The 26,588-nt window shown below is 63.6% G+C and carries 22 protein-coding genes; 9 read left to right on the top strand and 13 right to left on the bottom strand.

Annotation, left to right across the window (positions count from 1 at the left end; all coding sequences use genetic code 11):
- Nucleotides 1-200: 200 nt before the first annotated feature.
- Complete coding sequence (locus NUH87_RS04525; protein ID WP_338524947.1) at nucleotides 201-1,478, top strand: serine/threonine transporter; 1,278 nt, start codon at nucleotides 201-203, stop codon at nucleotides 1,476-1,478.
- A 176-nt stretch (nucleotides 1,479-1,654) separates the two neighbouring features.
- Here NUH87_RS04525 and NUH87_RS04520 read toward each other — a convergent pair whose 3' ends face one another.
- On the bottom strand, nucleotides 1,655-2,032 hold the full coding sequence (locus NUH87_RS04520; protein ID WP_338524946.1) for a cupin domain-containing protein: 378 nt from the start codon (nucleotides 2,030-2,032) through the stop codon (nucleotides 1,655-1,657).
- 156 nt (nucleotides 2,033-2,188) lie between these two features.
- On the opposite strand from NUH87_RS04520, the gene selD reads away from it, so the two are divergent.
- Both selD and mnmH read left to right on the top strand, forming a co-directional pair.
- Nucleotides 2,189-3,223: a selenide, water dikinase SelD gene (gene selD, locus NUH87_RS04515; protein WP_338524945.1), complete on the top strand. Its 1,035-nt coding sequence runs from the start codon at nucleotides 2,189-2,191 to the stop codon at nucleotides 3,221-3,223.
- Nucleotides 3,223-4,323 carry a tRNA 2-selenouridine(34) synthase MnmH gene (gene mnmH, locus NUH87_RS04510; protein WP_338524944.1) on the top strand — a complete coding sequence of 367 codons (1,101 nt, stop codon included), beginning with the start codon at nucleotides 3,223-3,225 and terminating at the stop codon, nucleotides 4,321-4,323. The genes selD and mnmH overlap by 1 nt, the downstream gene beginning before the upstream one ends.
- A gap of 89 nt (nucleotides 4,324-4,412) precedes the next feature.
- Here mnmH and NUH87_RS04505 read toward each other — a convergent pair whose 3' ends face one another.
- Together NUH87_RS04505 and NUH87_RS04500 are read right to left on the bottom strand one after the other, a co-directional pair.
- Complete coding sequence (locus NUH87_RS04505; protein WP_338524943.1) at nucleotides 4,413-5,468, bottom strand: permease; 1,056 nt, start codon at nucleotides 5,466-5,468, stop codon at nucleotides 4,413-4,415.
- 234 nt (nucleotides 5,469-5,702) lie between these two features.
- A complete protein-coding gene (locus tag NUH87_RS04500) occupies nucleotides 5,703-6,140 on the bottom strand; it encodes an Lrp/AsnC family transcriptional regulator (protein WP_338524942.1) in 438 nt (145 codons plus the stop codon).
- A gap of 145 nt (nucleotides 6,141-6,285) precedes the next feature.
- Here NUH87_RS04500 and NUH87_RS04495 point away from each other — a divergent pair, with 145 nt between their 5' ends.
- Nucleotides 6,286-7,179, top strand: a complete 894-nt coding sequence (locus NUH87_RS04495) for a DMT family transporter (protein ID WP_338524941.1) — start codon at nucleotides 6,286-6,288, stop codon at nucleotides 7,177-7,179.
- A gap of 73 nt (nucleotides 7,180-7,252) precedes the next feature.
- Here the strand turns inward: NUH87_RS04495 and NUH87_RS04490 are convergent, their stop codons facing one another.
- The 3 genes from NUH87_RS04490 to NUH87_RS04480 form a co-directional block, all read right to left on the bottom strand.
- Complete coding sequence (locus NUH87_RS04490) at nucleotides 7,253-8,041, bottom strand: SDR family oxidoreductase (RefSeq protein WP_338524940.1); 789 nt, start codon at nucleotides 8,039-8,041, stop codon at nucleotides 7,253-7,255.
- Between the two features lie 122 nt (nucleotides 8,042-8,163).
- Nucleotides 8,164-9,228 carry a bifunctional DNA-binding transcriptional regulator/O6-methylguanine-DNA methyltransferase Ada gene (ada, locus tag NUH87_RS04485; protein ID WP_338524939.1) on the bottom strand — a complete coding sequence of 355 codons (1,065 nt, stop codon included), beginning with the start codon at nucleotides 9,226-9,228 and terminating at the stop codon, nucleotides 8,164-8,166.
- A gap of 105 nt (nucleotides 9,229-9,333) precedes the next feature.
- The gene (locus NUH87_RS04480) at nucleotides 9,334-10,035 is read right to left on the bottom strand and encodes a 2OG-Fe(II) oxygenase (protein ID WP_338524938.1); all 702 of its coding nucleotides are present in this window, start codon (nucleotides 10,033-10,035) and stop codon (nucleotides 9,334-9,336) included.
- A 195-nt stretch (nucleotides 10,036-10,230) separates the two neighbouring features.
- Here NUH87_RS04480 and NUH87_RS04475 point away from each other — a divergent pair, with 195 nt between their 5' ends.
- Nucleotides 10,231-10,830 (top strand): flavin reductase family protein, encoded by a 600-nt coding sequence (locus NUH87_RS04475; RefSeq protein ID WP_338524937.1) that lies wholly within the window; start codon nucleotides 10,231-10,233, stop codon nucleotides 10,828-10,830.
- Nucleotide 10,831: 1 nt separating this feature from the next.
- Here the strand turns inward: NUH87_RS04475 and NUH87_RS04470 are convergent, their stop codons facing one another.
- The 4 genes from NUH87_RS04470 to NUH87_RS04455 form a co-directional block, all read right to left on the bottom strand.
- The gene (locus NUH87_RS04470) at nucleotides 10,832-11,473 is read right to left on the bottom strand and encodes a LysE family translocator (RefSeq protein WP_338524936.1); all 642 of its coding nucleotides are present in this window, start codon (nucleotides 11,471-11,473) and stop codon (nucleotides 10,832-10,834) included.
- 282 nt (nucleotides 11,474-11,755) lie between these two features.
- A complete protein-coding gene (locus NUH87_RS04465) occupies nucleotides 11,756-13,174 on the bottom strand; it encodes an efflux transporter outer membrane subunit (RefSeq protein ID WP_338524935.1) in 1,419 nt (472 codons plus the stop codon).
- On the bottom strand, nucleotides 13,158-14,321 hold the full coding sequence (locus tag NUH87_RS04460; protein ID WP_338524934.1) for an efflux RND transporter periplasmic adaptor subunit: 1,164 nt from the start codon (nucleotides 14,319-14,321) through the stop codon (nucleotides 13,158-13,160). Before NUH87_RS04460 ends, NUH87_RS04465 begins: the two co-directional genes overlap by 17 nt.
- On the bottom strand, nucleotides 14,314-17,532 hold the full coding sequence (locus NUH87_RS04455; RefSeq protein ID WP_338524933.1) for an efflux RND transporter permease subunit: 3,219 nt from the start codon (nucleotides 17,530-17,532) through the stop codon (nucleotides 14,314-14,316). The genes NUH87_RS04460 and NUH87_RS04455 overlap by 8 nt, the downstream gene beginning before the upstream one ends.
- Nucleotides 17,533-17,751: 219 nt before the next feature.
- On the opposite strand from NUH87_RS04455, the gene NUH87_RS04450 reads away from it, so the two are divergent.
- The 4 genes from NUH87_RS04450 to NUH87_RS04435 all read left to right on the top strand — a co-directional run bounded on the left by NUH87_RS04450 (nucleotide 17,752) and on the right by NUH87_RS04435 (nucleotide 21,015).
- On the top strand, nucleotides 17,752-18,156 hold the full coding sequence (locus NUH87_RS04450; RefSeq protein ID WP_338524932.1) for a hypothetical protein: 405 nt from the start codon (nucleotides 17,752-17,754) through the stop codon (nucleotides 18,154-18,156).
- A 36-nt stretch (nucleotides 18,157-18,192) separates the two neighbouring features.
- Nucleotides 18,193-18,603 carry a hypothetical protein gene (locus NUH87_RS04445; protein ID WP_040068323.1) on the top strand — a complete coding sequence of 137 codons (411 nt, stop codon included), beginning with the start codon at nucleotides 18,193-18,195 and terminating at the stop codon, nucleotides 18,601-18,603.
- 139 nt (nucleotides 18,604-18,742) lie between these two features.
- Nucleotides 18,743-20,278: a tyrosinase family protein gene (locus NUH87_RS04440; RefSeq protein WP_338524931.1), complete on the top strand. Its 1,536-nt coding sequence runs from the start codon at nucleotides 18,743-18,745 to the stop codon at nucleotides 20,276-20,278.
- Between the two features lie 2 nt (nucleotides 20,279-20,280).
- Nucleotides 20,281-21,015, top strand: a complete 735-nt coding sequence (locus NUH87_RS04435) for a DUF2182 domain-containing protein (protein ID WP_338524930.1) — start codon at nucleotides 20,281-20,283, stop codon at nucleotides 21,013-21,015.
- Here NUH87_RS04435 and NUH87_RS04430 read toward each other — a convergent pair whose 3' ends face one another.
- From NUH87_RS04430 to NUH87_RS04420, 3 genes are read right to left on the bottom strand one after another with little or no spacing between them, the layout of a single operon-like run.
- Complete coding sequence (locus NUH87_RS04430; protein ID WP_338524929.1) at nucleotides 21,016-23,013, bottom strand: hypothetical protein; 1,998 nt, start codon at nucleotides 23,011-23,013, stop codon at nucleotides 21,016-21,018. It lies immediately after the preceding gene.
- A gap of 16 nt (nucleotides 23,014-23,029) precedes the next feature.
- Nucleotides 23,030-24,709, bottom strand: coding sequence for an alpha-keto acid decarboxylase family protein (locus NUH87_RS04425; protein WP_338524928.1), 1,680 nt, complete (start codon nucleotides 24,707-24,709; stop codon nucleotides 23,030-23,032).
- Entirely contained in the window at nucleotides 24,696-26,453 is a 1,758-nt protein-coding gene (locus NUH87_RS04420) for a flavin monoamine oxidase family protein (RefSeq protein WP_338524927.1), read from the bottom strand. Before NUH87_RS04420 ends, NUH87_RS04425 begins: the two co-directional genes overlap by 14 nt.
- Between the last annotated feature and the right edge of the window lie 135 nt (nucleotides 26,454-26,588).

Raw genomic sequence — 26,588 nt, 5'->3', positions numbered from 1 at the left:
GATTGTTACAGTGTATCAATACTCTGCGCGCGATGGCTGATAAAACTGCCGGCGCAGTACACCGTTACTCAGCTAACCCTTTGCTTCTCAAGCTTAATCCCGGACAATCGCGCCCCTCTTATTGGCCGGGACGCTGCCAGTGACCTGTTTTTATCCGTCCCGGTCGCGTGGTAATGACCGGCTAACGGAGATTCGACCGGATGACTGACCAGGCCAACAGCGTCGACGAACGCTATGAATCGGCGCCTGCTGCACTGAGCAGCTGGAGCCGCCAAGACACCACCTGGATGCTGGGCCTGTTTGGCACGGCCATCGGCGCGGGCACCTTGTTCCTGCCGATCAACGCGGGGCTGGGCGGCTTCTGGCCGTTGCTGGTCCTGGCGCTGCTGGCGTTCCCCATGACCTTCTACGCCCACCGTGGCCTGACCCGTTTCGTGCTCTCCGGCCGCGATGGCGCGGACATCACCGAAGTGGTGGAGGAACACTTCGGCCTCAAGGCCGGGGCGCTGATCACCTTGCTGTATTTCTTCGCGATCTTTCCGATCCTGCTGATCTACAGCGTGGCGCTGACCAATACCGTCGGCAGTTTCCTCGAGCACCAGCTGCACCTCGTGCCGCCGCCCCGGGCGCTGCTGTCGCTGATGCTGATCCTCGGCCTGCTGGTGGTGGTACGCTGCGGCGAGCAGGTGATCGTCAAGGCCATGAGCCTGATGGTCTATCCGTTCATCGTCGCCTTGCTGTTCCTGGCGGTGTACCTGGTCCCGCACTGGAACGGCGGCATCCTCGCCACGGCCGGCAGCCTGCCCGAGTCGTCGGCATTGCTGCACACCTTGTGGCTGGCGATTCCGGTGATGGTGTTCTCCTTCAACCATTCGCCGATCATCTCGGCCTTCGCGGTTGACCAGAAGCGTCGTCATGGCGCCCACGCCGAAGAGCGCAGCTCGCAGATCCTGTCGCGGGCGCACCTGCTGATGGTGGTGATGGTGCTGTTCTTCGTCTTCAGCTGCGTGTTGACCCTGTCGCCGGCGCAACTGGCCGAAGCCAAGGCGCAGAACCTGTCGATCCTGTCGTACCTGGCCAACCACTTCAGCAACCCGACCATCGCCTTCGCGGCGCCGTTGATTGCCTTCGTGGCGATTGCCAAGTCCTTCCTGGGGCACTACATCGGTGCCAGCGAAGGCCTCAAGGGCCTGATCGCCAAGAGCGGTCGCAAGCCGGGCGCCAAGGCCCTGGACCGGATGACCGCGGCGTTCATGCTGGTGGTGTGCTGGCTGGTGGCGACCTTGAACCCGAGCATTCTCGGCATGATCGAGACCCTGGGCGGGCCGATCATCGCGGCGTTGCTGTTCCTGATGCCGATGTACGCGATCCGCCGGGTGCCGGCGATGCGTCAGTATTCGGGGCAGATGTCCAACGTGTTCGTGACGCTGGTGGGCCTGGTGGCGATTTCGGCGTTGATCTATTCGTTGTCGGCTTGACCTGAAGCGCGCTCCGCCTGTGGGTGGAGCGCGATCTTCTGTAGGAGCCAGCTTGCTGCGGGCGGCGTTCCGACGATGAGGCCGGTGAGTCTTGCATCGCCTGTTCGGTTGTCATCGCCAGCAATCGAGCGTCGACCGGCTGCTCCTACAGGTTTGCGGTGTTCTTCAAAAACGCTTCAGACCCAGACATCGTTGCTGGCTGTCATATCGCCGCCTTCTTCCCCTGTATTGATCACCCCGCGCGGCTCGATCAATAGCATCTTGACCTCCCGCTCGGCGAACGGCTTGTGTTCGACGCCCTTGGGCACCACCAGCATTTCCCCTGCCGCCAGATGCACCTGGCGATCGCGAAAGTCGATGCGCAGCACACCTTCAAGGATGATGAACGTCTCGTCGGTATCGGCATGGGAGTGCCAGACGAAATCGCCTTCTACCTTCACAACCTTGAACTGGTAATCGTTCATTTCAGCGATGATCCGGGGTTGCCAGTGTTCATTGAACAGGGCGAGCTTTTCCGCGAAGTTGACCGGGGACGGTGTGTGCGAAGCAGTCATGGGCTGGGTCTCATAGGGGATCACGGAGATTCAGCCTAGCACCGTCCAGGCTGCTTGATCGAATCCTGCAAGCTCACGCTGGGGTCATGTCTGAGCCGGGCCGGGTGTCGGCGGGTCTGTTAAACTCGGAGAATTTGAACGGATTGAGGTGTACCGATGAGCGAACCGATTCGTCTGACCCAGTACAGCCACGGCGCGGGCTGTGGCTGCAAGATTTCGCCCCAGGTGCTGGAAGTCATCCTGGCCGGCAGTGGCGCCCAGAACCTCGACCCGAAACTCTGGGTCGGCAATGCCTCGCGCGACGATGCCGCGGTGTATGCCATCGATGAAGAGCGCGGCGTGGTCTCCACCACCGACTTTTTCATGCCGATCGTCGACGATCCTTTCGACTTCGGTCGAATTGCCGCGACTAACGCCATCAGCGACATCTACGCCATGGGCGGCGACCCGCTGATGGCCATCGCCATTCTTGGCTGGCCGGTGAACCAGCTGGCCCCGGAAATCGCCCGGGAAGTGATTCGCGGCGGTCGCGCGGTGTGCGACGCGGCGGGTATCCCCTTGGCCGGTGGCCACTCCATCGATGCTCCCGAACCGATTTTCGGCCTGGCGGTGACCGGTCTGGTGGACAAGCGCCATATGAAGCGCAACGACACCGCGACGGCCGGCTGCACGCTGTACCTGACCAAACCCCTGGGCATCGGCGTACTGACCACGGCGGAAAAGAAAGGCAAGTTGCGCAGTGAAGACGTGGGCGTGGCCCGGGACTGGATGTGCACCCTGAACAAACCCGGCAGCCGCTTCGGCAAGCTGGCGGGCGTCACCGCGATGACCGACGTCACCGGATTCGGCCTGCTCGGCCACCTGGTGGAAATGGCCGACGGCAGTGGCCTGACCGCCCGTATCGTCTATGAGCAGGTGCCGCGCCTGCCGACGATCGAGTATTACCTGGACCAGGGCTGCGTGCCTGGCGGCACCCTGCGTAATTTCGACAGCTACGCCAGCAAGGTCGGTCCTCTGCGCGAGCTGCACAAGCGTGTGCTGTGCGACCCGCAGACCAGCGGCGGACTGCTGGTGGCGGTCACCGCCGAAGGCGAGGCGGAGTTCCTCGCCGTGGCTGCCGAGCTGGGCCTGAAGCTCGAGCCCATCGGTCAACTGGTGGAGCGACAGAGCCACGCGGTAGAGGTGCATTGATGTCCCTCGATATCACCGACTACCGCAGTCTGTTTCTCAATGACACGCCGATGATGGATACCCGGGCTCCGGTCGAATTCAGCAAGGGGGCCTTTCCCGGAGTGGTCAACCTGCCGCTGATGAACGATCTTGAGCGGCAACGGGTCGGCACCTGCTACAAGCAGCATGGGCAGCAGGCCGCCATCGTCCTCGGGCACCAACTGGTGTGCGGTGAGGTCAAGGCGGCCCGACTCCAGGCCTGGGCCGACTTTGCCCGCGCCCATCCCGACGGTGCGCTGTATTGCTTCCGTGGCGGGCTGCGTTCGCAGATCGTCCAGCAGTGGCTCAAGCACGACGCAGGGATCGACTACCCGCGGGTCGGCGGTGGCTACAAGGCCATGCGCAGCTTTCTGTTGCAGACCGTCGAGCAGGCCGTGGCGCAGGCGGATTTCGTCTTGCTGGGAGGCATGACCGGCACGGGCAAGACCGATGTGATCGTCCAGCTGGAAAACAGCCTGGACCTGGAGGGGCACGCCAACCATCGTGGCTCCAGCTTCGGCAAGCGCGCCACCGGCCAGCCGTCGAATATCGACTTTGAAAACCGCCTGGCTGTGGACCTGCTGAAGAAGCGGAATCGCGGCATCGAGTCCTTCGTGCTGGAAGATGAAAGTCGCATGGTCGGGCGCTGCTCCTTGCCGCTGGCGCTGTACCAGGGGATGCAGCGGTTTTCCATGGTCTGGCTCGAGGACAGCCTGGAGGGCCGGGTCGAGCGTATCCTGCGTGACTATGTGGTCGGGCTCTGCGCGGAATTCATCGCGGTGCATGCCGAGCAGGGCATGCGGTTGTTTGCCGAGCGTCTGCTGGGCAGTCTGGACAACATCCACAAGCGCCTGGGGGGCGAGCGGCATCAGCGGATGAAGGCCTTGATGCAGGCGGCGCTGGAAGAGCAGGCGCGCAGTGGCGCGGTGGATCTGCACCGGGCTTGGATCGAAGGCTTGTTGAGCGAATATTACGACCCGATGTATGCCTTCCAGCGTGAAAGCAAAGGCGGCCGGATCGAGTTTGCCGGGGAGCGGGCGGCGGTGCTGGAGTATCTCAAGAGCCGCCGTCAGCGGGGCTGAATCCATATTCCATGGCGCACCGCCAAATTTCTGGAAGATCACGGAGCCTGTGGGAGCCGGCAAGCCAGCTCCCACAGTTTTATGGCGTCTTACAGGACCAGCATGGCCACCAGCCCGCTGGCCACGCCCACCAGCATCGTCAGCACGGCCACGGTCACCAGCACCTTGGCGTCGAACTCCTTGCGCAGCATCAGCAGCGACGGCAGGCTGACGCTCGGCAGGGTCATCAGCAGCGCCACCGCCGGCGCGGTGCCCAGGCCCAGGGTCATCATGGTCTGCACGATGGGAATCTCGGCCGCCGTCGGAATCACGAACAAGGTCCCGATAATCGCCAGCGGTACCAGCCACAACAGGCTGTTGCCCATGGCACCATCAACGTGGGGGAACAGCCAGACCCGCGCCGCGCCCAGCAACAGCACCGCCAGGATATAGATCGGGATGGTGGTCCAGAACAACTGCCACAGGGTCTTGCCCCAGCGGGCCATGAAGCTGCGCTGGTCCGGGCTGCTGGCATCGACCACGGCTTCCACCGCCGCTTCCGGCAGGATCTCCGGGCGAGCGACCCGCTGTGCCACCAGCGAAACCCCCAGCACCAGCACCAGGCCCGCCACCAGCCGGATCGCGGTGAAGCCCCAGCCCAGGACGAAGCCCATGAACACCAGGGTCGCCGGGTTGAGCACCGGGTTGGCGATCCAGAAGGCCAAAGCCGCACCCACCGAGACATTCTGTCGACGCATCCCGGCGGCCACCGGCGCCGCGCAGCACGAGCACATCATGCCGGGCAGGGCGAACAGCCCACCGCGCAGGGTCGAGGCGAAGCCGGCGCGCCCGAACAGGCGCAGCAGCCAGTCGCGGGGAATCAGCACTTGCAGCAGCGAGCCGAGGATCACCGCCAGCACCGCGGCTTTCCAGATCGCCAGGAAGTACACCTGGGCGTAGGCCAGTGCGGCGGCCACCGGTGAGGCCGGATTGTCGTTGATGATCGAGCCGCCGATGCTGTGGCTGTCGGCGGCGACGAAGGCCTTGGCGTAGTAGGGTGACCATTTGACGTAGTACAGGCCGATGGCGGCTACGGCGAGAAACAGCAGCGGTTTCCACCAGAGCGACCAGCCTCGGGCGGGAGCGACTTGGGTAAGAGTGGGCATGGGAAAATATCCGGTGAATAGGGGGTGATGGGTGAATGATAACCTAGCCGCGAGCCTTCGCCAGCCGACGGCCCCCGCGCGCACTGAAGGTTTCGGCCTATCAGGCTGTGGGCGACTTCTTATAGCGTGCCGGCTGTGTATCTTCGCTGGCTCAAGTGCGCCTGGCGACCGGCCTGATGCTGCATTCCCCTGCGACGGGGTGTTCTTTTCCGCGGAGGCGCCGAGCGGATGATTTCATGTCATGGGCGGCAAGCGGCGCTTGATCGGCGTCTTCTTGACGATGGCGGTGTTGGTTTCGGCGTGGTGGTTGAGCCGGTCCAGCAGCGTATCGAGTTGTTCCATATCCCGTACATGCAGGCGGGCGATAAAGCAGTCGTCCCCGGTGACCTTGTCGCATTCGGTGAACTGGGGAATCGCCTGGATCTGGCGCTCCACTTCCTGCAACTGGCCGGGCAGGGGGCGAATACGCACGATGGCCTGCAACAGGTAACCGAACGATTTGGGCTCGACATCGACGGTGTAGCCCTTGATCACGCCGCGCTCTTCCAGCCGGCGCAAGCGTTCCGCGACGCTGGGCGAGGACAGGCCGCTGACCTGTGCCAGGGCTTTCAGCGAACGCCGCGAGTCGCTCATCAAGGCGCTGATCAACAATTGGTCTATTTCATCAATCATTGCTGTCTCGTTAGGTGAATTTTTGAAATGGCCTTGATAAGAAAGGCAAAGATAGAGTCTAGCCTATTTATGGCGCTGGAGAAGCGGGCAGGGGACTTGGCATACTTTCGCCATCCATCAAGGGCCTACTCACAGGAGCTGACTCATGAACACATCACTGCATCGCGGTTCGCTGGAAATGGTCGCGGCCATGTTGATCTCGGGAACCATCGGCTGGTTCGTGCTGGTGTCCGGCCAGCCGGTGCTGGACGTGGTGTTCTGGCGCTGTCTGTTCGGCGCGCTGACGCTGTTGCTGATCTGCGGGGTGATGGGCTTTCTGCGTCCTGGCATCCTGACCCGCACCACCTTCCTGCTGGCGGTGCTCAGCGGCGTGGCCATCGTCGGTAACTGGGTACTGCTGTTCGCCTCCTATTCCCGGGCCTCGATTGCCATTGGCACGGCGGTCTACAACGTTCAGCCGTTCATGCTGGTGGGCCTGGCGGCGCTGTTTCTCGGTGAGAAGATCACCGCGCAGAAACTGTTCTGGCTGAGCCTGGCCTTTGTCGGGATGCTGGCGATTGTCAGTGCCCACGGACAGTCGGGAGAAAGTGGTGGCGAGTACCTGCTGGGCATCGGCCTGGCGTTGGGGGCGGCGCTGTTGTATGCCATCGCTGCGCTGATCATCAAGCGCCTGACGGGCACGCCACCGCATTTGATTGCCCTGGTCCAGGTCTGCACCGGGGTGTTGCTGCTGGCGCCCTGGGCGCATATTTCGGCGTTTCCCCAGCAGCCGAGTGCCTGGGGTAGCCTGCTGACCCTGGGGATGGTTCACACCGGCGTGATGTATGTGCTGTTGTATGGCGCCATCCAGAAACTGCCGACGGCGATGACTGGGGCGCTGTCCTTTATCTATCCGATTGCGGCGATCTTCGTCGACTGGTTCGCCTTCGGTCATCAGCTGGTGCTGGTGCAGTGGGTCGGGGTGATTGCCATCCTGCTGGCGGCGGCGGGGATGCAACAGGGCTGGACGCTGGGCTTCAAGCGGGTGCTCGTGCGCTGACGGTGCGCAAGCAGCCGGATCACAAGATCCGGCTTTACGGGATAAGACGATCCGTGGCGTCGAGACGCTGGCTTCAGACGCCGTTGCGATAACGCGCCGCTGGCAGCACCTGCCGGAAGTTCGGCAGCATCGTCAGGCGGGCGGCTTCCAGGGCTTTCCACTGGCCTTCATCGGGCAGCGGTGGAATGGTCACGGTTTCGCGGCGATCGAAACCCACCAGCGCCGCGTCCACCAGGTCATCGACCTCCATCACCGCCGGCAGGTCCTCGATCCGTTTGCCCGAGCGCTCCCAGATTTCGGTGCGGGTGGCGGCCGGCAATACCGCCTGCACGTACAAGCCCTTGGAACCCAGTTCGATATTCAGTCCCTGGCTGAGGAACAGTACGAAAGCCTTGGTCGCCCCGTAGACCGTCATCTGGAGCTCCGGTGCCAGGCCGACCACCGACGCGACGTTGATGATCGAGCCCGTGCCCGCCTGGACCAGGCGTGGCGTGATCGCGCTGGTCAGGCGGGCCAGGGCGGTGATGTTGAGGTTGATGACCTGGCTGACTGCATCAGGCGTCTGTTCCAGGAAAGTCCCGGTGCCGCTCATCCCGGCGTTGTTGACCAGAATGCCGATAGTCGCATCGTCCCGAACCCGCGACTCGATACGTGCCAGATCGCCGGCATCGGTCAGGTCGGCCTGGAGCACATCCACCGAAACCCCGGTTTCCTCCCGCAGCCGTTCGGCCAGGCTGTCCATGCGAGCCTTATCCCGGGCCACCAGCACCAGGTCGTGACCGCGTTTGGCAAAGCGGTCGGCATAAACGGCACCGATACCGGTGGAAGCACCGGTGATCAGAACGGCGGGTTTGACTGTCATGACGGTAATCCTCAACGGGTTGATTTATTCATGACGATCGTCATGCTATATAAAATATTATGCTTGTAATATATTCTGTCAAGCCTATCCACATCGAGTGCTTGAGCCAGAACATGCCGGTGTTATTGCGCTTCCCGATCCAGCAACTGCCGCTTGCGCTCGACACCCCAGCGATAACCGGACAGGTTGCCGTCGCTGCGTACCACCCGATGGCAGGGAATCGCCACGGCCAGGCTGTTGGCGCCGCAGGCCTGGGCCACTGCGCGGAAGGATTTCGGCGCACCGATCATCTGCGCAATCTCGGCATAACTCGCCGTACTGCCCACCGGAATATTGCGCAACGCCTGCCAGACCCGTTCCTGAAAGGCCGTGCCGCGCAGGTCCAGGGGCAGGTCCAGGCCGATGGCCGGTGCTTCGATAAAGCCCACCACCTTGGCGATCAGTTGCTCGAAGGCCGCGTCGCCACCGATGAAGTGAGCCTGTGGGAACTTGTCCTGCAGGTCCTTGGCCAGGGCATCCGGGTCATCACCGAGCAGGATCGCGCAGACACCCCGGTCACTCTGGGCCACCAGAATCGCCCCCAACGAGCACTGGCCGATGGCAAAACGAATATCGGTGTTGGCGCCGCCAGCGCGATAGTCGCTGGGTTTCATGCCCAGAACGTCATTGGACGATTCATAGAACCGGCTGCTGGCGTTGAAGCCAGCCTCGTACAAGGCCTCGGTAACCGAGCCGCCCCGTGCCAGCTGCGCCCGCAGTTTGCCGGCCCGGTGGGCCGTGGCGTAGGCCTTGGGCGTAAGACCGGTGACCGCCTTGAACACCCGGTGGAAGTGAAAAGGGCTCAGTCCCAGTTGTTCGGCCAAGGGGTTGAGCGAGGGCGAGGTCTCAGACGCTTCGATGAGCTGGCAGGCGCGGGTTACCAGGGCCACGTGTTGTTCATTGATCGACGTCTGGTCGGCGGCGGCGCGCCGGCTCGGCCGGTAGCCCGCGGCTTCGGCCTGCTCGGGGCTATCGAAGAACTCGACGTTTTCCGGGTTGGGCCGACGTGCGCTACTGCTGGGGCGGCAATACACGCCCGTAGTCCTGACGCCGTAGACGAAGCTCCCGTCGGCGCTGGCGTCCCGCGCCAGTACCGCTTGCCAGCGCGGATCATTTTCCACGGGTTTTCCTTGGGTCGAGATTTTCATGGTGCTCTCCTGTCGGAAGATTCAGTTCTCGTCCAGCGTAACGGCGCGGCGAGAGGGGAAAACTCCGAGTCTTGCGGTTGAATTCTACTGCCAGTGGGCGGGATGTCAGGTGGCGTCATGAAAGATGATGCCCAGGGTATGGCGCCGCCCTGTGTTCACGCGGCTGACGCCATGGCGCATATTTACCCGATAGAACCCGCGTGTGCCGTGCACCGGGCGTTGGGCCACGGCAAAGATCACGGCATCGCCCTGTTTCAGCGGGACCACCTGGGGGCGGCTCTGCATACGTGGGCGCTGCTCGGTCAGGACGAATTCGCCGCCGGTAAAGTCCTCTCCCGGGCGGGACAGCAGAATGGCGACTTGCAGCGGAAACACCTGTTCGCCGTACAGGTCCTGGTGCAGGCAGTTGTAATCGCCGGCTACATATTGCAGCAGCAATGGCGTGGGGCGTTGCTGGCCGGCGTCATGGCAACGCTGGAGCAGGGCCTGGTGCGTCGAGGGGAAGGACACGGCGATCTGCATGCGCTGGTTCCAGTCATTGGCAATCGCTGCCAGAGGTGGATAGAGCTCGGTGCGTAGTTGTTGGACCAGGGCAGGGAGCGGATAGGCGAAGTATTGGTATTCTCCCTGGCCGAAACCGTGGCGGGCCATGATGACCCGGGAGCGAAACGGCTCTTTGCGTGGGTACAGGGCGGCCAGCTCCAGGCATTCGTCAGGGCTGAGCAGATTGGGCAACAGCGCATTGCCTTGCTGATCCAGGTCGCGGCTGATCGCCGGCCAATCCAGTGATTGCATTCGGGTGTGCATGAGGCTGCCTTGAGGAGTATCCGGGGCGTGCAGTCTAGAAAGGCCGCCGGGCGCAAACACTCCGACTCTTGCGGTTGAATTATCCTGGCACAAAATGAGGTGGGCGATCCCGTTTCCTTGGCTGAGGGGGGCTGTGTTTCCCCGGCGCGCTCACCTAGGATGTTCCCTCTGTATTTTTGCCAGGAAACATTGCTTATGTCCGCCGCTTATCGTCTTGCCGTGCCGTTGTCCAAAGCCTACCGCCTGCTTAATCACGGTCCTACGGTACTGGTCAGCGCCGCCCATGACGGTCAGCGCAATATCATGGCGGCCGCCTGGGCCATGCCGCTGGATTTCGAACCGCCGAAGGTGGCGGTGGTGATCGACAAGTCCACCTGGACGCGGCGTCTGCTGGAGGCCTCAGGCACCTTCGTGCTCAACGTGCCCTGCGTGGCCCAGGCCGATATCGTGCAAACCGTCGGCACCACCTCCGGCCTTGAGCTGACCCAGAATCATAGTCGTGACAAGTTCGATGCCTACGGTCTGGAAACTTTCATCGGCGAGAAGACCGATGCGCCGATGCTGGAGGGCTGTGTCGCCTGGTTGGAGTGTCGGTTGCTGCCGGAGCCGCGCAACCACGAACAGTACGACCTGTTCCTGGCCGAAGTCATTTCCGCCCAGGCCGATTCGCGGGTCTTCAGCGAAGGTCGCTGGCATTTTGAGGGGCACGATGAGTTGCGCACCTTGCACCACGTCGCCGGCGGGCATTTCCTGAAAATCGGCGACGCGGTGGACGGTGAAGTCCTGCGCTCCTGACTCAGCGATTCGCCATCAGATGCGCGCCGAACAGCAGGTAGCAAGTCCCGGCGAAGCGATCCAGTCCTTTGCGGCAACGGCTGTAGAAGGCTGACATCCGCGTACTGGCAAACACCAGGGCCACGCTGGCGTACCAGCAAAAGGACAGGCTGCTCATGATCGCGACGGCCATGGCCAGCAGCGGGGCGGGCGGGGCGCTGGGCATGGTGGTGGCGAAGATGGTCGCCACGAACAGCGCTGACTTGGGATTGGTCATATTGCCCAGCAGACCCCGGCTATAGGCCGAGAGCAGACTGCGCCGCGGTTCGTGGAGTGTCGGCTGCTGACCGGCGCTGGCGGGCTGCTTGCGCAGGAACAGCTTGATGCCGAGGTAGATCAGGTAAGCACCGCCGGCGATCTTCAGCGCCAGGTACAGCGATGGCGCGGCGGTGAACAGGGACTTGATCCCCAAGCCACCGGCCAGACCCCAGAGGATGGTGCCGGTGGCGACACCCAGCGCGCAGGCCACGCCATGCTTGCGCGAGTTACCGGCGGCGAGCTGGGCGGTGGTGAAGAAATTGGGGCCCGGCGTGACCACGGCAACGACCCAGAGCAGGGCGAGAGAGATCAACGGCCCGGCGTACAGAAGGTGCTGGTTTTCCATAAGGGACTGTCCTATTGCGCGGTAATTCGTGTACTGGCTGTCTGAAGCGTTCGGACGAAACCTTCGCAGCTTTTGTCGCCACTTTCCAGCAATTCCCGGGGCCTGACGGGCCGTTCGTGTGGTAGACCGATACAGAGTTGGAGCTTTGAGCCCATGGAAGTTTTGGTCTCCGCGGAAGTTGGGCCTACCCCCATGTCGGTCAGTCGAGACCTGTGGGAGCGAAGCCTGTCCGCGCAAACGGAGGGGCCGCAGCTATAGCACTCCCACAGGTTTGCATCGGTCTTAGCCCTGGGTGCTCCAACCGCCGCCCAACGCGGTCATCAGACCGATGCTGGCCTGCAGCTGGCGGGTCTGCAAGGCCTGCAATTGTCGCTGCGCCTGCAGTGCCGCGGTCTGCGCCGTCACCACGTCCAGGTAGTTCACCGCCCCGGCCTGGTAGCTGTTCATCGCCAGGGTCTGGGTGTTCTGTGCAGCACTCACTGCCGCCTGCTCATCCTGGGCCTCCTGTTGCAAGTCCCGCAGTTGCGCCAGGTTGTCCTCGACTTCGCGCACCGCACGCAGCACCTGGCTACGGTAATGGGCCGAGGCTTCTTCGAATTCGGCCTTGGCCTGATGCTCCTGGGCACTGAGGCGACCGCCGTCGAAAATCGGCAGGTTGACCAGTGGCCCCAACGCCCAGTACCGATTACCCGTCGACAGCAGGTTGCCGCTGCCCTGGGTCTGGCCGCCGAGCAGGCCGGTCAGGCTGAAATCCGGGTACCAGGCAGCCTTGGCCACGCCGATCCCGGCATTGGCGGCAAATACCCGCCGTTCCGCCGCGGCGATATCCGCACGCCGTTGCAGCAGGCCGCTGGGCAGGGCGCCGGGCACCTTGGGAATGGTCAGGAGCGCCTGGGTCGGCGGCAGTTGGAAATCACTGGCCGGCTCTCCCACCAATTCGGCAATGGCGTGTTCGGCCAGGTTGCGTTGGCCGCGCACTTCGTCCAACTGCGCCCGGGCCTCGGCCAGTTGGCTCTGGGCGCGGGTCAGGTCGAGTTCCGAGGCGATCTGGCCCTGGTAGCGGTCGCGGGTCAGTTGCAGGGCCTGGGTGTAGTCATCCAGGGAGCTGGTGAGAATCCGGTCCTGGGCGTCCAGGCCGTTGAGCTGGACATACAAGGTCGCCAACTGCTGTTGCAGGCTCAGGCGCGCCACCGCCAGGTCGTCGCCCGAGGCCTGGGCCTGGGCGTCGCCGGCGGCCACCTGGTTGCGAATCCGCCCCCACAGGTCGAGGTCGAAGTTCAGGGCAAAGCCTGCGGTGTTGCTGTTGTACACCGACGGCTGGGTGCTGCCGCGCAGCGGGCGATTGTCCGATTGGCGCTGGCGCAGGGGTTGCGCGCTGGCGCTGATCTGCGGGAACAATCCGGCATGCAACTGGCTCGCGTAGGCCTGGGCGCCGTCGTAGTGCGCGAGGGCGGCGGCCAGGTCCGGGTTGGCCTTGAGCAGGCGCTGTTGCAGGTCATCGAGCTGCTTGTCCTGGAACAGCGTCCACCAGTGTTGTGACAACCGCTCGCCCGGTTGTGCCAGGTGCCAGGGGCCGTCGCTGGTCTGCTCGCGATAGTGTTCCGGCAGGTCGAGTCGGGGCGGCTGGTAGGTCGGGGCCAGGGAGCAGCCCTGCAAGGTCGCGATCAATAGCCAGGCGCAGCGCTTAAGCCTTGGGGACATGCTGGCCTCCGGCGTCGGCGAGTTTCACCGGGTCGCCTTCGCGCAGGGCGTCCGGCGGGTTGTCGATCACGGTGTCGGCGGGTTTCAGGCCTTGGTCGATCACCAGGCGTTCGCCCAGGTCCAGGCCGATGTGGATGTCGCGCAGGTGCACATGGGACTGGGCGTCGAGCACGGCCACCTGGGTTCCCTGGGCGCGGAAGATCAAGGCGCTGGCGGGAATGCTGACGCCATGGGTGTCCGCCGGGATCGGCAGGGTCGCCTCGGCGTAGTCGCCCGGCAGCAGGGCGTTGTCCGGGTTCTCGGCGACGAACTGCGCCAGCAGGGTGCCGGAGCGCGAGTCGACGGCGGTGGAGTTGCCCACCAGTTTCGCGCTGAACTGCCGGCCAGGATGTTCCGGCACGCTCAGTTTCACTTCGAGACCGGGACGGATCACGCTGGCGTAGTTCTGCGGGATGGGCACGTAGAGCCGCAGTTGATGGGTGTCGGCGATGTCGAACAGTTCCGGGTCGCTGTCGCTGTCGGCCTTGATCAACTGGCCGATATCGGTGTTGCGGGCGGTGATGGTGCCGGCGAAGGGCGCGCGGAGGGTCTTGTACCCTTCCAGGGCCGACAGCCGTGCGTAGTCGGCGCTCGCCGCTTCGGCATTGGCCTTGGCCGCGGCGGCGTTGGAGCTTTTTTCATCGGCTTCCTGGCGCGACACCGAATGGGTCCCCACCAGGTTCTGCCAGCGCGTGGCGGTGGTCTCGGCCAGGCGCGCGTTGGCCTGTTCCTGCAGCAGGTGGGCATGGGCCTGGGCGACCTGCTGGTCGAGGTCCGGGCTGTCGATCTCGGCCAGCACCTGGCCGGCCTTGACCTGGCTGCCGATGTCGGTTTTCCAGTCCTTCAGGTAGCCGCTGACCCGCGCATGGATCGGCGCCTTGCTCCAGGCTTCCAGGCGGGCCGGCAGGCGCAGGGTATCGCCGGCGGCGTTCTGCGCCGGCTTGAACACACTGACCATGGGCACGGCGGCGGTTTCGGTCCAGGTGGTCACGGCCTGTTCATGGCGGGTCCGCGCGGCAATCCCGTTGGCGACCAGCAAGGCGGCCAGGGTCAGCCCGCCGACGCCCAGGTAAAGCAGGCGTTTGCCCGAGGGTTTGCGATCAGTCATGGGTGTTTTCTCCAGCTACGGCGCGAATGGGCTGGCGGCCGTGCACCAGGCTGAACACCACGGGGACGAACAGCAGGGTGGCAGTGGTCGCCAGGATCAGACCGCCGATCACGGCGCGTCCGAGGGGGGCGTTCTGTTCTTCGGAAAGGGCCAGCGGCAACATGCCGATGATCATCGCCAGGGCGGTCATGCACACCGGGCGGAAGCGGGTATAGCCGGCTTCCAGGGCGGCCTTGAGGGCATCGCCGTGTTCGGCCAGGCGTTCGCGGCAGAAGCTCACCACCAGGATCGAGTTGGCGGTGGCCACGCCCATGCAGAGGATGGCCCCGGTCAAGGCCGGCACCGACAGCGAGGTGCCGCTCAGGAACAGCATCCAGACGATCCCGGCCAGGGCCGCGGGCAGGGCGGTGATGATCACGAAGGGGTCGACCCAGGACTGGAAGTTGACCACGATCAGCAGGTAGATCAGCACCACGGCGCCCAGCAGGCCGAAGCTCAGGCCGCTGAAGGCCTCATGCAGGGCGTCGATCTGGCCGTGCAGGCTGACAATCGCCCCCTTGGGTCGCAGGGCGGAGGCATCGTCGAGGATCTTCTGGATGTCATGGGCCACCGCGCCGAGGTCCCGGCCTTGCACGCTGGCGTAGATGTCCAGGGTCGGCTGGATGTTGTAGTGGGTGACCACCGCCGGGCTCTGGACCCGATTGATGGTCGCCAGGCCCCCGAGAATCTGCGACTGGCCGTTGCTGCCGGTGACCGGCAGCGCCTCCAGTGACGGCAGGCTGTCCAGGCGGTATTGCGGGGTGGCCGCGACCACGCCATAGGACACGCCGTTGGCCGGGTTGAGCCAGAAGGTCGGCGCCACCTGGGAGCTGCCCGCCAGCGAGGCGACCATGCTGTTGGTGACGTCGCGTTCGGTGATGCCCAGGCCCTTGGCGCGCAGACGGTCGACCTTCACTGCCAGCGACGGGTAGCCGACCGACTGCTGGATCCGCAGGTCGGCGATCCCCGGCACGTGTTGTAGGCGCCGTTGCAGCTCCAGGGCGAAGGTGCGGTTTTCCTCGGCACTGCGCCCGGAGATCTTCACGTCCAGCGGAGCCGGCGCGCCGAAGTTGAGGATCTGGCTGCTGATGTCCGCCGGGAGGAACGCGAAGTGGCTGCCGGGGAAGCTTTCCGGCAAGGCCGTGCGCAGCTTTTTCACGTAGTCGGCGGTGGGCTGGTGATCGGCCTTGAGGGTCACCTGGATATCGCCGTCCTGTGGGCCGATGGTGCCGCTGCTGCTATAGGCCATGTCGATGCCGCTCAATGGAATGCCGATGTTATCGACGATGTTGTCCAGTTCCTCGGCGGGAATCACTTCACGGATCCGCGCTTCGATACGGTCGAAGGTGGCGGCGCTTTCCTCGATCCGCGTGCCCAGCGGCAGGCGTACGTGCAGGGCCAGGGCGCCGGCGTCGGTGGCGGGGAAGAAGTCCTCGCCCAGGCTCGGCAGCAGGCTGAAGGACGCCAGCACGCAGGCCAGGAAACCCAGCAGGAAACGCTTGCGGCAGCCCAGCGCCAGGGTCAGCAGGCCGTGGTAGACGTCGCGTACCGCGGAGAAGCCGCGCTCGAAACCCTGCTGGAAACTCAGTACGCCTTGCAGCAGGCGATTGCGTGGCCGGCTGTGCTGTTCGCCTTCGTGGTGGTTGATGAATTCATCTTCGGGATGATGACCGCTGCCGCCCTCGACCACATGGGGCTTGAGCAGGAACATCGCCAGGGTTGGCACCAGGGTCCGCGACAGGATGAAGGAGCTGGCCATGGCGAAGATCACCGCCAGGGCCATCGGCCGGAACAGGAAACCGGCAATGCCTTGCAGCATGAACATCGGCACGAACACGATGCAGATGCACAGCAGCGAGACGAAGGCCGGGCCGACGATCTGCTTCGCGCCGTCGAGGATCGCGTCCTTGACCGCCTTGCCCTGTTCCAGGTGCCAGTTGATGTTCTCGATGGTCACCGTCGCATCGTCCACCAGGATCCCCACTGCCAGCGCCAGCCCGCCCAGGGTCATGACGTTGAGGGTCTGGCCGGTGGCGGCCAGCAGGGCGATGGCCGAGAGCACCGCCAGCGGAATCGAGGCGGCGATGATCAGGGTCGAGCGCCAGCTGCCGAGGAACAGCAGGATCATCGCACTGGTCAGCAGGGCGGCGATGATGCCTTCGCGGGCCACGCTGCCCACGGATTGCTTGACGAACACCGAGGCGTCGCCCAGCAGTGAGGTCTTGAGTTCCGGCGGCAGGGTTTCGTTGATCAGCGGCAGCATGTTGCGGATGCCGTCGACGATCGACAGGGTGGAGATATTGCCGTTCTTCATGGCCGGCATCAGCACCGCGCGGCGGCCGTCGACCCGTACGATGTTGGTCTGTGGCGGCGAGCCGTCACGCACGTGGGCCACCTGGCCGATGGTGATCAGGGCACCGTCGACGGTCTTGATCGGCAGGTCGTTGAGTTCTTCGATGACTTTCGGGCTGTTGTTCAGCAGCACGGTGTATTCGTAGGGGCCGAGTTTGGCGGTACCCACCGGAATGATCTGGTTCTGCGCGGCCAGGGCGTTGCCCACATCCTGCGCCGAGAGGCCCTTGGCGGCCAGCGCCTGGGGATCGAGGTCGAGGGTGATCTGGCGTTGCTTGCCGCCCATCGGTGTCGGAATCGCCAGGCCCGGCACGGCGGTCAGCGGCAGGCGGATGTTGTTCTGCACCAGGTCGCGGATCTTCGCTTCCGACAGGGTCGGGCTGGAAAACGCCATCTGCAGGATCGGCACCGTCGAGGCGCTGTAGTTGAGGATCAGCGGCGGGGTGATGCCCGGCGGCATTTGCTTGAGCACGGTCTGCGAGACCGCGGTCACCTGGGCGTTGGCGGTGCGGATGTCCACGCCCGGCTGAAAGAAGATCTTGACGATGCCCATGCCCGGCAGCGATTGCGACTCGATGTGTTCGATGTCGTTGACCGTGGTGCTCAGGGAGCGTTCGTAGGTGTAGATCACCCGGCCGGCCATGTCCTCGGGAGACAGGCCGTTGTATTGCCAGACCACCGCGACCACCGGAATGCCGATGTCGGGAAACACGTCGGTGGGGGTCCGCAGGGCCGCCAGCGGCCCGATGATGCAGATGAATATCGCCAACACGATAAACGTGTAGGGCTTGAGCAGTGCGGTCTTTACCAGCCCGAGCATGCCTGAACCTCCGGGGAGTGGAATTGCAAACACCGGCAGTCTTGCGTCTGGAACTTAACGTTCAGCTTTCACCAACATGAAGGGTTTTTTAGATAAGGACTGAAAATCCCTTCATGTGTGTTCATTTGTACAAGCCTCTCTACTTCGCCACTCTTGGCCTCGATCAGACGGACTTTCCGTCCAGCGATACCGCCCTTGAATATGAGAGGAATTCATTCAATGACACTTAAGCCACTGATGCTGATTTCGACCCTTGGACTGGTTGGCTTGCTGTCCGCCTGCGCGGCGCCGGTGCCCAAGGCTGATCCGAGCGAAGCCTGGATCGGTCTCGGGCAGGGTTCCAGCGACGACCTGCTGGCCGAGCGCGTGGATGGCAAGCGCGTCGACGACGGTCGCTATTTCGAAGTGGCGCCGGGCAAACACGATCTGAACGTGCTCCTGGTCCAGGGCGCCAACGGTAATAGCGAGCAGCCCGAGTGCACCGGCCAGGTGGAGTACGACCAGTTCAAGGCCGGCAAGCACTATCACCTGGTGGAGTCGGGAGCCGGTTCCAATGTCGGCGTCGCGCTGGTGAACGACCACGGTGCGACCGTGGCCCACTCCAGGAAATTTTCCTGCATCTGACAGCCAACAGTTTTTTCATCTTTGAGGTAGAACACCATGACATTCAAACCCCTGATGCTGCTTCCAACCCTGGGCCTGGCCTTTCTGCTGTCCGCCTGTGCCGGCCCCATGCCGAAGGCTGATCCGAGCCAGGCCTGGATCGGCCTGCAGGATGAAGCGCCGAACGACCTGCTCGCCGAGAAGGTCGATGGCAAGAAAATCGACGACGGGCGTTTCTTCGAGGTGGCCCCGGGTTCCCACAAGCTGGACGTGATGCTGGTGGAGATTCCCTCGGGCGACGGCAACCCGCAGGACTGCTCGGGCGAGGTCAGCTACAACCACTTCAAGGCCGGTGAGCACTACAAGTTGGTGGAGTCGAGCCTGGGCCAGGAAGTCAACGCACGCCTGATGGATTCCCATGGGCGGCAAGTGGCCCAGACCGGCGACTTCCAGTGCATGCCGGGCTGAGGTCGACGGGCCTCTGATGTGCCGCACGGACCGCCTGTCTACTTCGGCGGCGGTCTCGAGGCAGATTGATATCACCTGATCTAATGTTGCTGTCGGGCCATCAAGTCCCCGGCCCAATGGATTTTCAGGGAGAACGATCATGGCACATGTACGTCGCGACGTATGGAAGTTGGACCCGGGCTGGAACGAGACCTTGCTGTGGTATGCGCGCGCGGTCGAGGCGTTGCGCAAGAAACCGATCACCGACCCTACCAGTTGGTTGTTCCTGGCGGCGATGCATGGCATCACTCGACCGCTCTGGGAAAGCGCCGGCTATGTGACCCCGCAGACAGCTTTTCCGCCGCAAGCCGAGCAGGACCTCTACTGGAACCAGTGCCAGCATCAGAACTGGTATTTCTTCCCTTGGCATCGAGGCTATCTGGCCTCGTTCGAGCAGATCGTGCGTGCCACGATCGTCGACCTCAAAGGGCCCGCGGACTGGTCGCTGCCTTACTGGAACTACAATGCCAGCGCCCAGGCCCAGGAGCTGCCGAAGTGCTTTGCCCAGCAGAGCTGGCCGGACGGCGCGCATAACCCGCTGTATGTCGAGCGTCGTTATGGGTTGGGCGTGACCCCGATTGTCGTTCCAGAGAAATATATCCGGCTGACGGCACTGCGGGATCACACCTTTGCCGGCTCCGAGACCGGTGTCCCTCCCGGGTTCGGTGGGCCGGAGTCGCCCTTCATCCAACACGGCGTCGCTAACGGACGGCTGGAGTCTGAGCCGCACAACAACGTCCACGGCGTGGTGGGCGGCAGTTCAGGCAACATCTCAGGATTGATGAGCGTGCCCAATACGGCGGCGCTGGACCCGATTTTCTGGCTGCACCACGCCAATATCGATCGGCTGTGGGAGGTCTGGCTCAAGTCTTATGGCGGCAACCAGAACCCCACCGATCCGGCCTGGCGGGACGGCCCTCTCGATTCGGGACGCCCTTTCATCGTGCCGGAGCCCGGAGGAGAGCCCTGGAAGTTCAAGGTTCGTGATGTGCTGGATACGCGCGTGCCCAAGCTGGACTATATCTATGAAGACACCACGGCTCCGCAAAGCAAACACCCTCTGCTTCAGCATCGTCTGTTGAATCTCGGAGCCAATGTCGTGGCACCGGTCCCGGAGGCGCTGATGGCCCGCAAAGCCGATGTCGAACTGATCGGCGCAAACGCGTCGGTGCTCAATCTGTCAGGCGGCAGTGTCGACACCTCCGTGCAACTGGATAAACCCGGTGCGCAGAAAGTGCTGAACAGCCTGAAATCGACCGCGAACTTCTCCTTGAAGGCTCCGTCGTTGCCGGACCGGGTGTTCCTGCACCTGGAGAATATCCGGGGCCACAAGGACTCGGCGCTCTTTGAGGTCTACGTCAATCTGCCCCCGAACGCCGTTCCCGACGAGCATCCCGAGTTGCATGTCGGGACGATATCGCTCTTCGGTGTGGAGCAGGCCAGCCAGGCAGGCGGTCACCATGGCGGCAATGGCGTCAGCCACGTATTGGATATCACCGAGGTGGTGGATGCCCTGCATCTCGACGGAATCCAGGACCTGAACAAACTGAACGTGCGGTTTGTACCGGTTACACCCGTGGGGCCCCAGGACCAGATCACGATCGGTCGAGTGAGTGTCTACCGTCAGGGCGATTGAGCATGGGGCGGTATCTGCTGCTTTTCCTGAGCAAGGGGAGCCGGCCCTGGCTGACGCTGATCAGCCTGGCCGGTTGGGGTTGGCTGCTGGGCGGGGTGCAGAGGCTCTCGGCCCCGGCGTTCTGCGGCGGCTGGCCGTCCTTGGGTTATACCGCGAGCTGGCAGGGGATTGAACAGGCACTGCTGTTCAATCCTCCGCTGGCGTTGTTGGGGGACTGGACTCTGATGCTGCTGGCGATGATGCCCTTGCTGCTGGCCCATCCGCTGGAACATCTGTGGCGAGCCAGCCTGTCGAGACGGCGTTGGCAGGCGCTGGGCCTGTTCGTGCTTGGCTTCGGCAGTGTCTGGACCCTGGCGGGGGTAGGGTTGCTGACGGTGGCGGTGGGCGTCCGGGTGTTGCTGGGCGTCGAGCCGTCGACGGCCTTGGTCGGCGGCTTGCTGATCTGTTTGCTGTGGCAGGCATCGCCTGCCAAGCAGCGCTGCTTGAACCACTGTCATCACCAACCGCGTATTTCAGCGTTCGGTTTCGCCTTTCTCAGGGATTGCCTGAAGTACGGTGTCGTCAGTGCTGCCTGGTGCGTGGGTTCGTGCTGGGCAGTGATGCTGCTGCCGATGCTGGCCGAACAGGGGCATCTGCTGCTGATGCTGTTGACCATGACCTGGATGGTGCTCGAGCGTTTGCAGCGCAACCGAGTGCCCCAATGGCGCTGGCCATTCCGGTTGCGCTTTGCACGTTGATCAGTAAGGTGCCGCGCTGATGGTCGCGTTGCGCCAGGCGGTGCGCAGTTGTTCGTCGAGCAGTGTCGGCACCGTCTTGCCCGGCTGTTGTTGCAGGCTCAGCTTCAACCCGTTGAGCGAGCGACCACTGAGGCGATTGCCCGCCAGATCCTCACGAAAGACCTTTTCGGCTTCGTCCGCCTTGCCTTGCTCCAACAGCGCATAGCCCAGGGATTCGCGCAGGGTGTAATACCAGTCCGGCGGCTCGTTGTAGCTCAGCGCATCCTGAATAGCGACCGCCTTGCGCCAGGCGCCGATGATCTGCTCCTGGTTATTGCCCTGCAGTGACTTGAGGTCCGTGGCCAGGGCCTGCGAAGGGTCCTTGCCGAAGACCTTGGCGGCGGTTTCCCGCAGTGAGGCCAGGTCGAGCTTGCCGTGACTGCCGGCCTGGGCCTTGTTCAGCAGGATCAGGTTGGCGATGCGGAACAGTTCCACCGCCTTGTTGTTGCCGTAACCGAGGTCCGATTTGCGTTTCAGGGCGTCCGTCACCGCCTGCCAGTAGTCCTTGAGCGCGTCGTCGGCCGCCGCGTTGTCCAGGCCGTCCCGGGCCAGTTGCTGGTAAGCCTTGGCATAGGCGGCCATGACCTGGGTGTAAGGCGCGGTCAATGGCTGCCAATCCTTGTCGGCCTGGGTGCAGGTCTCGTTGATGGTCTTCAGGCCTTGTTCGATCTTCGGCTTGATGCGCTCCAGTGCCGTCCAGTCCTGGAAGCGCACGGCGAAGTAATAGGGCACCGCATAGAAGTAGTCGGTCTTGGTGCGGATTTCGTCGGGGTACTGTTTGCAGAGAAAGTCCAGCGCCGAATAGCGCGTGGTGTTTTCCACCAGTTCCTCGGCCATGTTCATGGCTTCGTTCTGGCGGCCCTCGATGGACAGGGTCCAGGTCAGGAAGTGGATGTTGTGGCCCAGGTAGTGCAGCGGGTAGGGGCTCTGCGGGTCGACCTGGTGGGCGTAGGCCCGGTCCACCGAGACCGCCGTGTAGTTGGCGACGCTGGCCAGGGCGTTGTTGCCGGTGCGCTGGTAGATGTGCGAAGCCATGTGCACCAGGTGTCCGATGGCCGGGTTCTGCTCGCGAAAGCGATTGGCCATGGGCAGCCCGCTGTCGGGGAAGGGCGACTCCTCGATGGCGTGAATGTAGAAGTGATTGGCGCCGCTGTGCAGCTTGTCCTGCACCAGCACGCGGTTGAGCACTTGCAGCGCCTCATAGGCCGCCGGTGTCGGGTGGACTTCATTGGAGACCGCTTCTTCGCCGTCCCACCACTTCCAGGGGGTGAGGTTGAGCAGCGCGTCGGCGTAGAGGGTGGCGGCATCGAGGTCGTCGAAATAGGTCTGCGACAGCGCTTTCATGGCATCGGCGTAGTGCTGTTTTCCAGCGCCGTCGAGGCTGACCTGGCCGTCCTGCAGGGTGTAGACGCTCAGGAACGCCTTGGCGTAATCGACTTCACGTTGCAGCTGCTGTTCGGTGAAGCGCGCCTTGGCGGCCGGGTCCTTGAGACGGGCGTTGGCATTTTCCAGGGCGATCTGCGCCGAACGATAAGCGAGCTGGTCGCAACCGAGGGTGGCGTCGCTGTTGATATTGGAGTTGGCCGACAAGGCAATGCCCCAATAGGGCATCGCCGACCCTTCGTCGAAACGGCTGGCCTGGTAGAAGGCCCGGATCGCTTCGGAGAAGTTGAAGCCGTATTGCAGGGCGATGCCCTGGCTATAGAAGGCTTCGACCTGATCGGCGTCTTTCAGGCTGACCAGGGGGTAACGCGTGTCGCCCAGACCCGAGAGCAACTGGCCCGGGTCGGTGTCCCGCGGGCTGACGCACTGGTGCAGGACGTCCAGGTAGGGCGTGTCGGGCGAGACCGGGGTGAAACGCTTCACGGCTTCGGCTGTTTCGGGGCCGTGGGTATGGGCCTGGGCCACGGACAGGCCGGTGAGCAGCAGGGCAGCGACAGCAAGACGCAGTACAGCCATGTAGTGATTGCTCCTGTCAGGACGCGAGTCGTTCGATCTGGGGCGCGAGGTCTTTCTGCGGGATGACGACCTGGACCAACACGGTCTCGTCGATCACCAGCAATTTCAGCAGCAGTTCGCGCAGCTCACCCTCGGTCGAGACCCTGTAGCCCCTGGCGCCGAAGCCCTTGGCCAGGGCCAGGTAATCCCAGCTCGGCAGGATGTCGAACGGCGCGAACTCCCCATGTTCCTTGAACGCGTTGATGTTCACGAAGGCCTGCTCGATGGCGTAGACCTCGTTGCTCATGACGAACACCACGGCATTCACGCGATTGCGCACCAGGGTCGAGAGCGACTGGCACATCATCATGAAACCGCCGTCGCCGGCGACCACCAGGGGCCGGCGCCCACCGGCCATGGCCACACCGAGGGCGCAGCCGGTCTCATGACCGAGGGAGCCCCAGATCGCATCGGCGACAAAGCTGTTTTCGGGCATGCCCATGATATTGCTGGCGGCGTACAGCGCCGAGCTTTCCCCGAGGATCAGCGCACTGTTGTCCCACAGGCGTTGCTCCCGGGCGAAGTCGGCGAGGGTGTCCAGGAACCGCTCGTAAGTCAGCGGCGTGTCGTGGTCGGTCGCCCCGAGCAGTGGCGAGAGGGGCTCGCGCGGGTGCAAGGGCAGCGGGAAGTTCTCGTCCAGCCCGAGTGCGCTGGTCAGGGCACCGAGGTACTGCGGCAGGGGAACATGGGGGTAGTACTGCAGGCCGGTGCGGGCCTGTTGGGTGTTGACCAGGATGATCTGGCCGAAATCCTTCTTCAGCAGCTGCAGGTAGTCGTCGGTGAAGATCACCCCCAGGGCCAGGATGCAATCGGTCTGGTCCACCAGGTCCTGGGTCCACAGCCGCGAGGCGGTGCCGGCGTAGGTGCCGATGAATTGCGGGTGGTTCTCGTCGACAACGGTCTTGGCTTCCAGTGAGGTGGTGAACGACAGGCCGCTGGCTTCGATCAGGTGCAGCGCCTGCTTTTGCAGGCCGAAACGGGCGATCTCGATGCCGAGCATGATCAACGGTTTTTTCGCCTCGCGCAGGCGTTGCACCGAGGTCTCGACCGCCGCGTCCAGCGATTGCAGATCACAGGCGGCCGGCACGGCGCGGAGTTCGCCTTTCGGCTCTTCGCAGGGTTCGCCCCAGACGTTCTGCCAGGCTTCCAGGTAGATCGGCCGGCGCTGGCTGATGGCAGCGACCAGCGCCCGGTCGATCAGTGCCGGTGCGGTGCGGCTGTCGTCCAGCAGTTCGCAGGCCACCGTGATGTTCTCGAACACCTTGCGCCCGACCTCCAGGTCGCCGGTGGAGTGGTGGAACAGGACGTCCTCGGACCAGATGATCTGGCGGTTCTTCGCCGACGGGCTGGCGCTGATCACCACCACCGGGTTGCGCTCGACATAGGCACCGGCAATCGCATTCATCGCGCTGAAGGTCCCCACGCCGTATTGCAGCGACACCGCGCCGATCCCGGCATAACGGGCGTAACCGTCGGCGGCGTAGGCGGCACTCAGTTCATTGACTTCGCCGACCGGCCGGATATCGGCGGATTGCTCCAGGGCGTCCATGAAGCCCGACACGTAGTCGCCGGGTACCTGGAACACCTTGTGGACACCCAGTTGATGGAGCCGTGCCAGCAGGTAGTCGGCGACGCTGAAGTCCTTATTCGTTGCCATGGTCGATCCCCTTGTAGGCAAACTGGGTCACTTCGTTCAGGGTGTCCGCGCAGTCCTTGCAGGCCGGGTGCCGGCCCGGTTCCAGGGCGCAGCCGTCGGGTGTCGGTACCGGCAACAGGGCGTAGTGCTTGGGTAACCACGCCGGGCGCTTGAGCCCGAAGAAGTCCTGGAGTGTCGATTCGGCCACGGTCAGCGCGCCTTCGACCCAGCCCTGGCCATAGGAGTAGGCTTCGCCGACGATATGGATCTGCTGCTTTTCCACGGGGCGGCGCATGCGGCAGATGATCTGGTCGATGCGGTAATTGGCTTTCCACTCATGCCAGCCGCCGCCGTACGGGTCGGCGTCCCAGGCGTGATAGACCGCCGAATAGGGACGCGGCAGTTCCACCTGGTCATGGACCTGGGCGACCTGCATCTGCGCCACCCGGACCATCTCGTCGCTGACGGTGAACTGGGTCCTGGGCACCACCGGCTCGGCCTTGAGCAGGCCGGCCAGGTTGGCGGGCATGTGGCCAACGAACGGCGCGCCGTCTTCCAGGCCTTTCCAGAACGGCACGGTGCCGATGTCATTGTAGGAGGCCATCAGCAACGAGTTGAGCGTCGGTTCGCCGCCTTTCTGCTCGCATTCGGTGCCCATGTAGTAGATCTGCCGCACCGGCAGGTCGGTGACCGAACGCCCGGCCACCAGCCCGAGCGAGCGCCACCAGGGTTGTTCGTAGGCGAGGAAGAGCTTGAAGGCCGACTGCATCAGTACCGAGCCGAGATTGTCCTTGAGCCAGGGATCGCTGAAAAACGGCGAGTCGATCAGTTCCAGTGAGCGGCGTGGCATGGCCAGGATGATTTTCCTCGCCTTGACCACGGACTGGCCAGCGCTGTCGTGGGTACTGCCATCCACCGTGGTGGTGGCCTGGAAATGCAGGCGGTAGGGGAAGTCGGCATCCTTGGCGTAGCTGATGGCGGTCAGCCGCTGGTTCATGTGCACCCGTTGCTTGCCCGGCAATTGTCCCGGCAGCTTGGCGAAGCTGGCGGCGAGCGTCAGGGGCAGGCTCTGGAAACCCTTGGTCAGGGTCAGGAATTCGGTGGTGTCCTTGTATTCGGTGGCCGGCAGCTGGGTCACGGCGCTGGCATTTGCGACGTTGGCGTCATAGCCGCCGGCGTCCTTCATGAACTGGTAACCCTCGTTGCTCATCACCCGGTAGAGCAGGTTCCAGAAGCCATACTTCCAGATCTCCTTGCCGAACACCGAGACCTGCATCTGCTGGCACAGGCTGAGCTTGTCGAACCCCGGGTACACGTAGTTCATCACCTTGACCTGCAGGTCCTCGGGGCCGAAGCCGCGCTCGGACCAGGCCAGGTCGTAGGGGATCTTTTCCGGGGCTTCGACGAAGTCGCGATAACGGAAGCGCTTGCCGCGCAGGTAAAACAGGTTGTTCTTCGCGTAGACCGGCTTGGGCGCGCCCATGGGGAAATCCTGGCTGGGCAGCTTGAGGTGCCTGACCAGGCTGTCCACCAGCACATGGCCGTCGGCGCCCGGGATATAGCGCATGCCGCCGACCTCGGCGACTACATTGGGCAGCCCGGGTAGGTTGATGCTGAACAGGCGCCCGCCGATCCGGTCGCTGTATTCGAACAGGGCGATGTTCTGCGTGTCGCCATGGATCTGTTGCAGACGCCAGGCGCTGTAGCTGCCTGAGACGCCGCCACCGACCACGGCCACGTCAAGTTCCAGTTCTTGCGACTTCATGGCGAACTCCATTTCGAGGAGAAAGAGGAACCGAGCATTCCGTTCGCGCCAAGTATTGTAGAGTTTTGCCGAAATGCTAGTTTGCCATCACGTTGATTTCCAAGTCGCCAGCTATGCTCCTGTATGACTGTCATC

The organism is Pseudomonas batumici (assembly GCF_036585405.1).
In the GTDB taxonomy this organism is placed as follows: Bacteria; Pseudomonadota; Gammaproteobacteria; order Pseudomonadales; family Pseudomonadaceae; genus Aquipseudomonas; species Aquipseudomonas batumici.
This window is presented reverse-complemented; position numbering and strand designations above follow the sequence as displayed.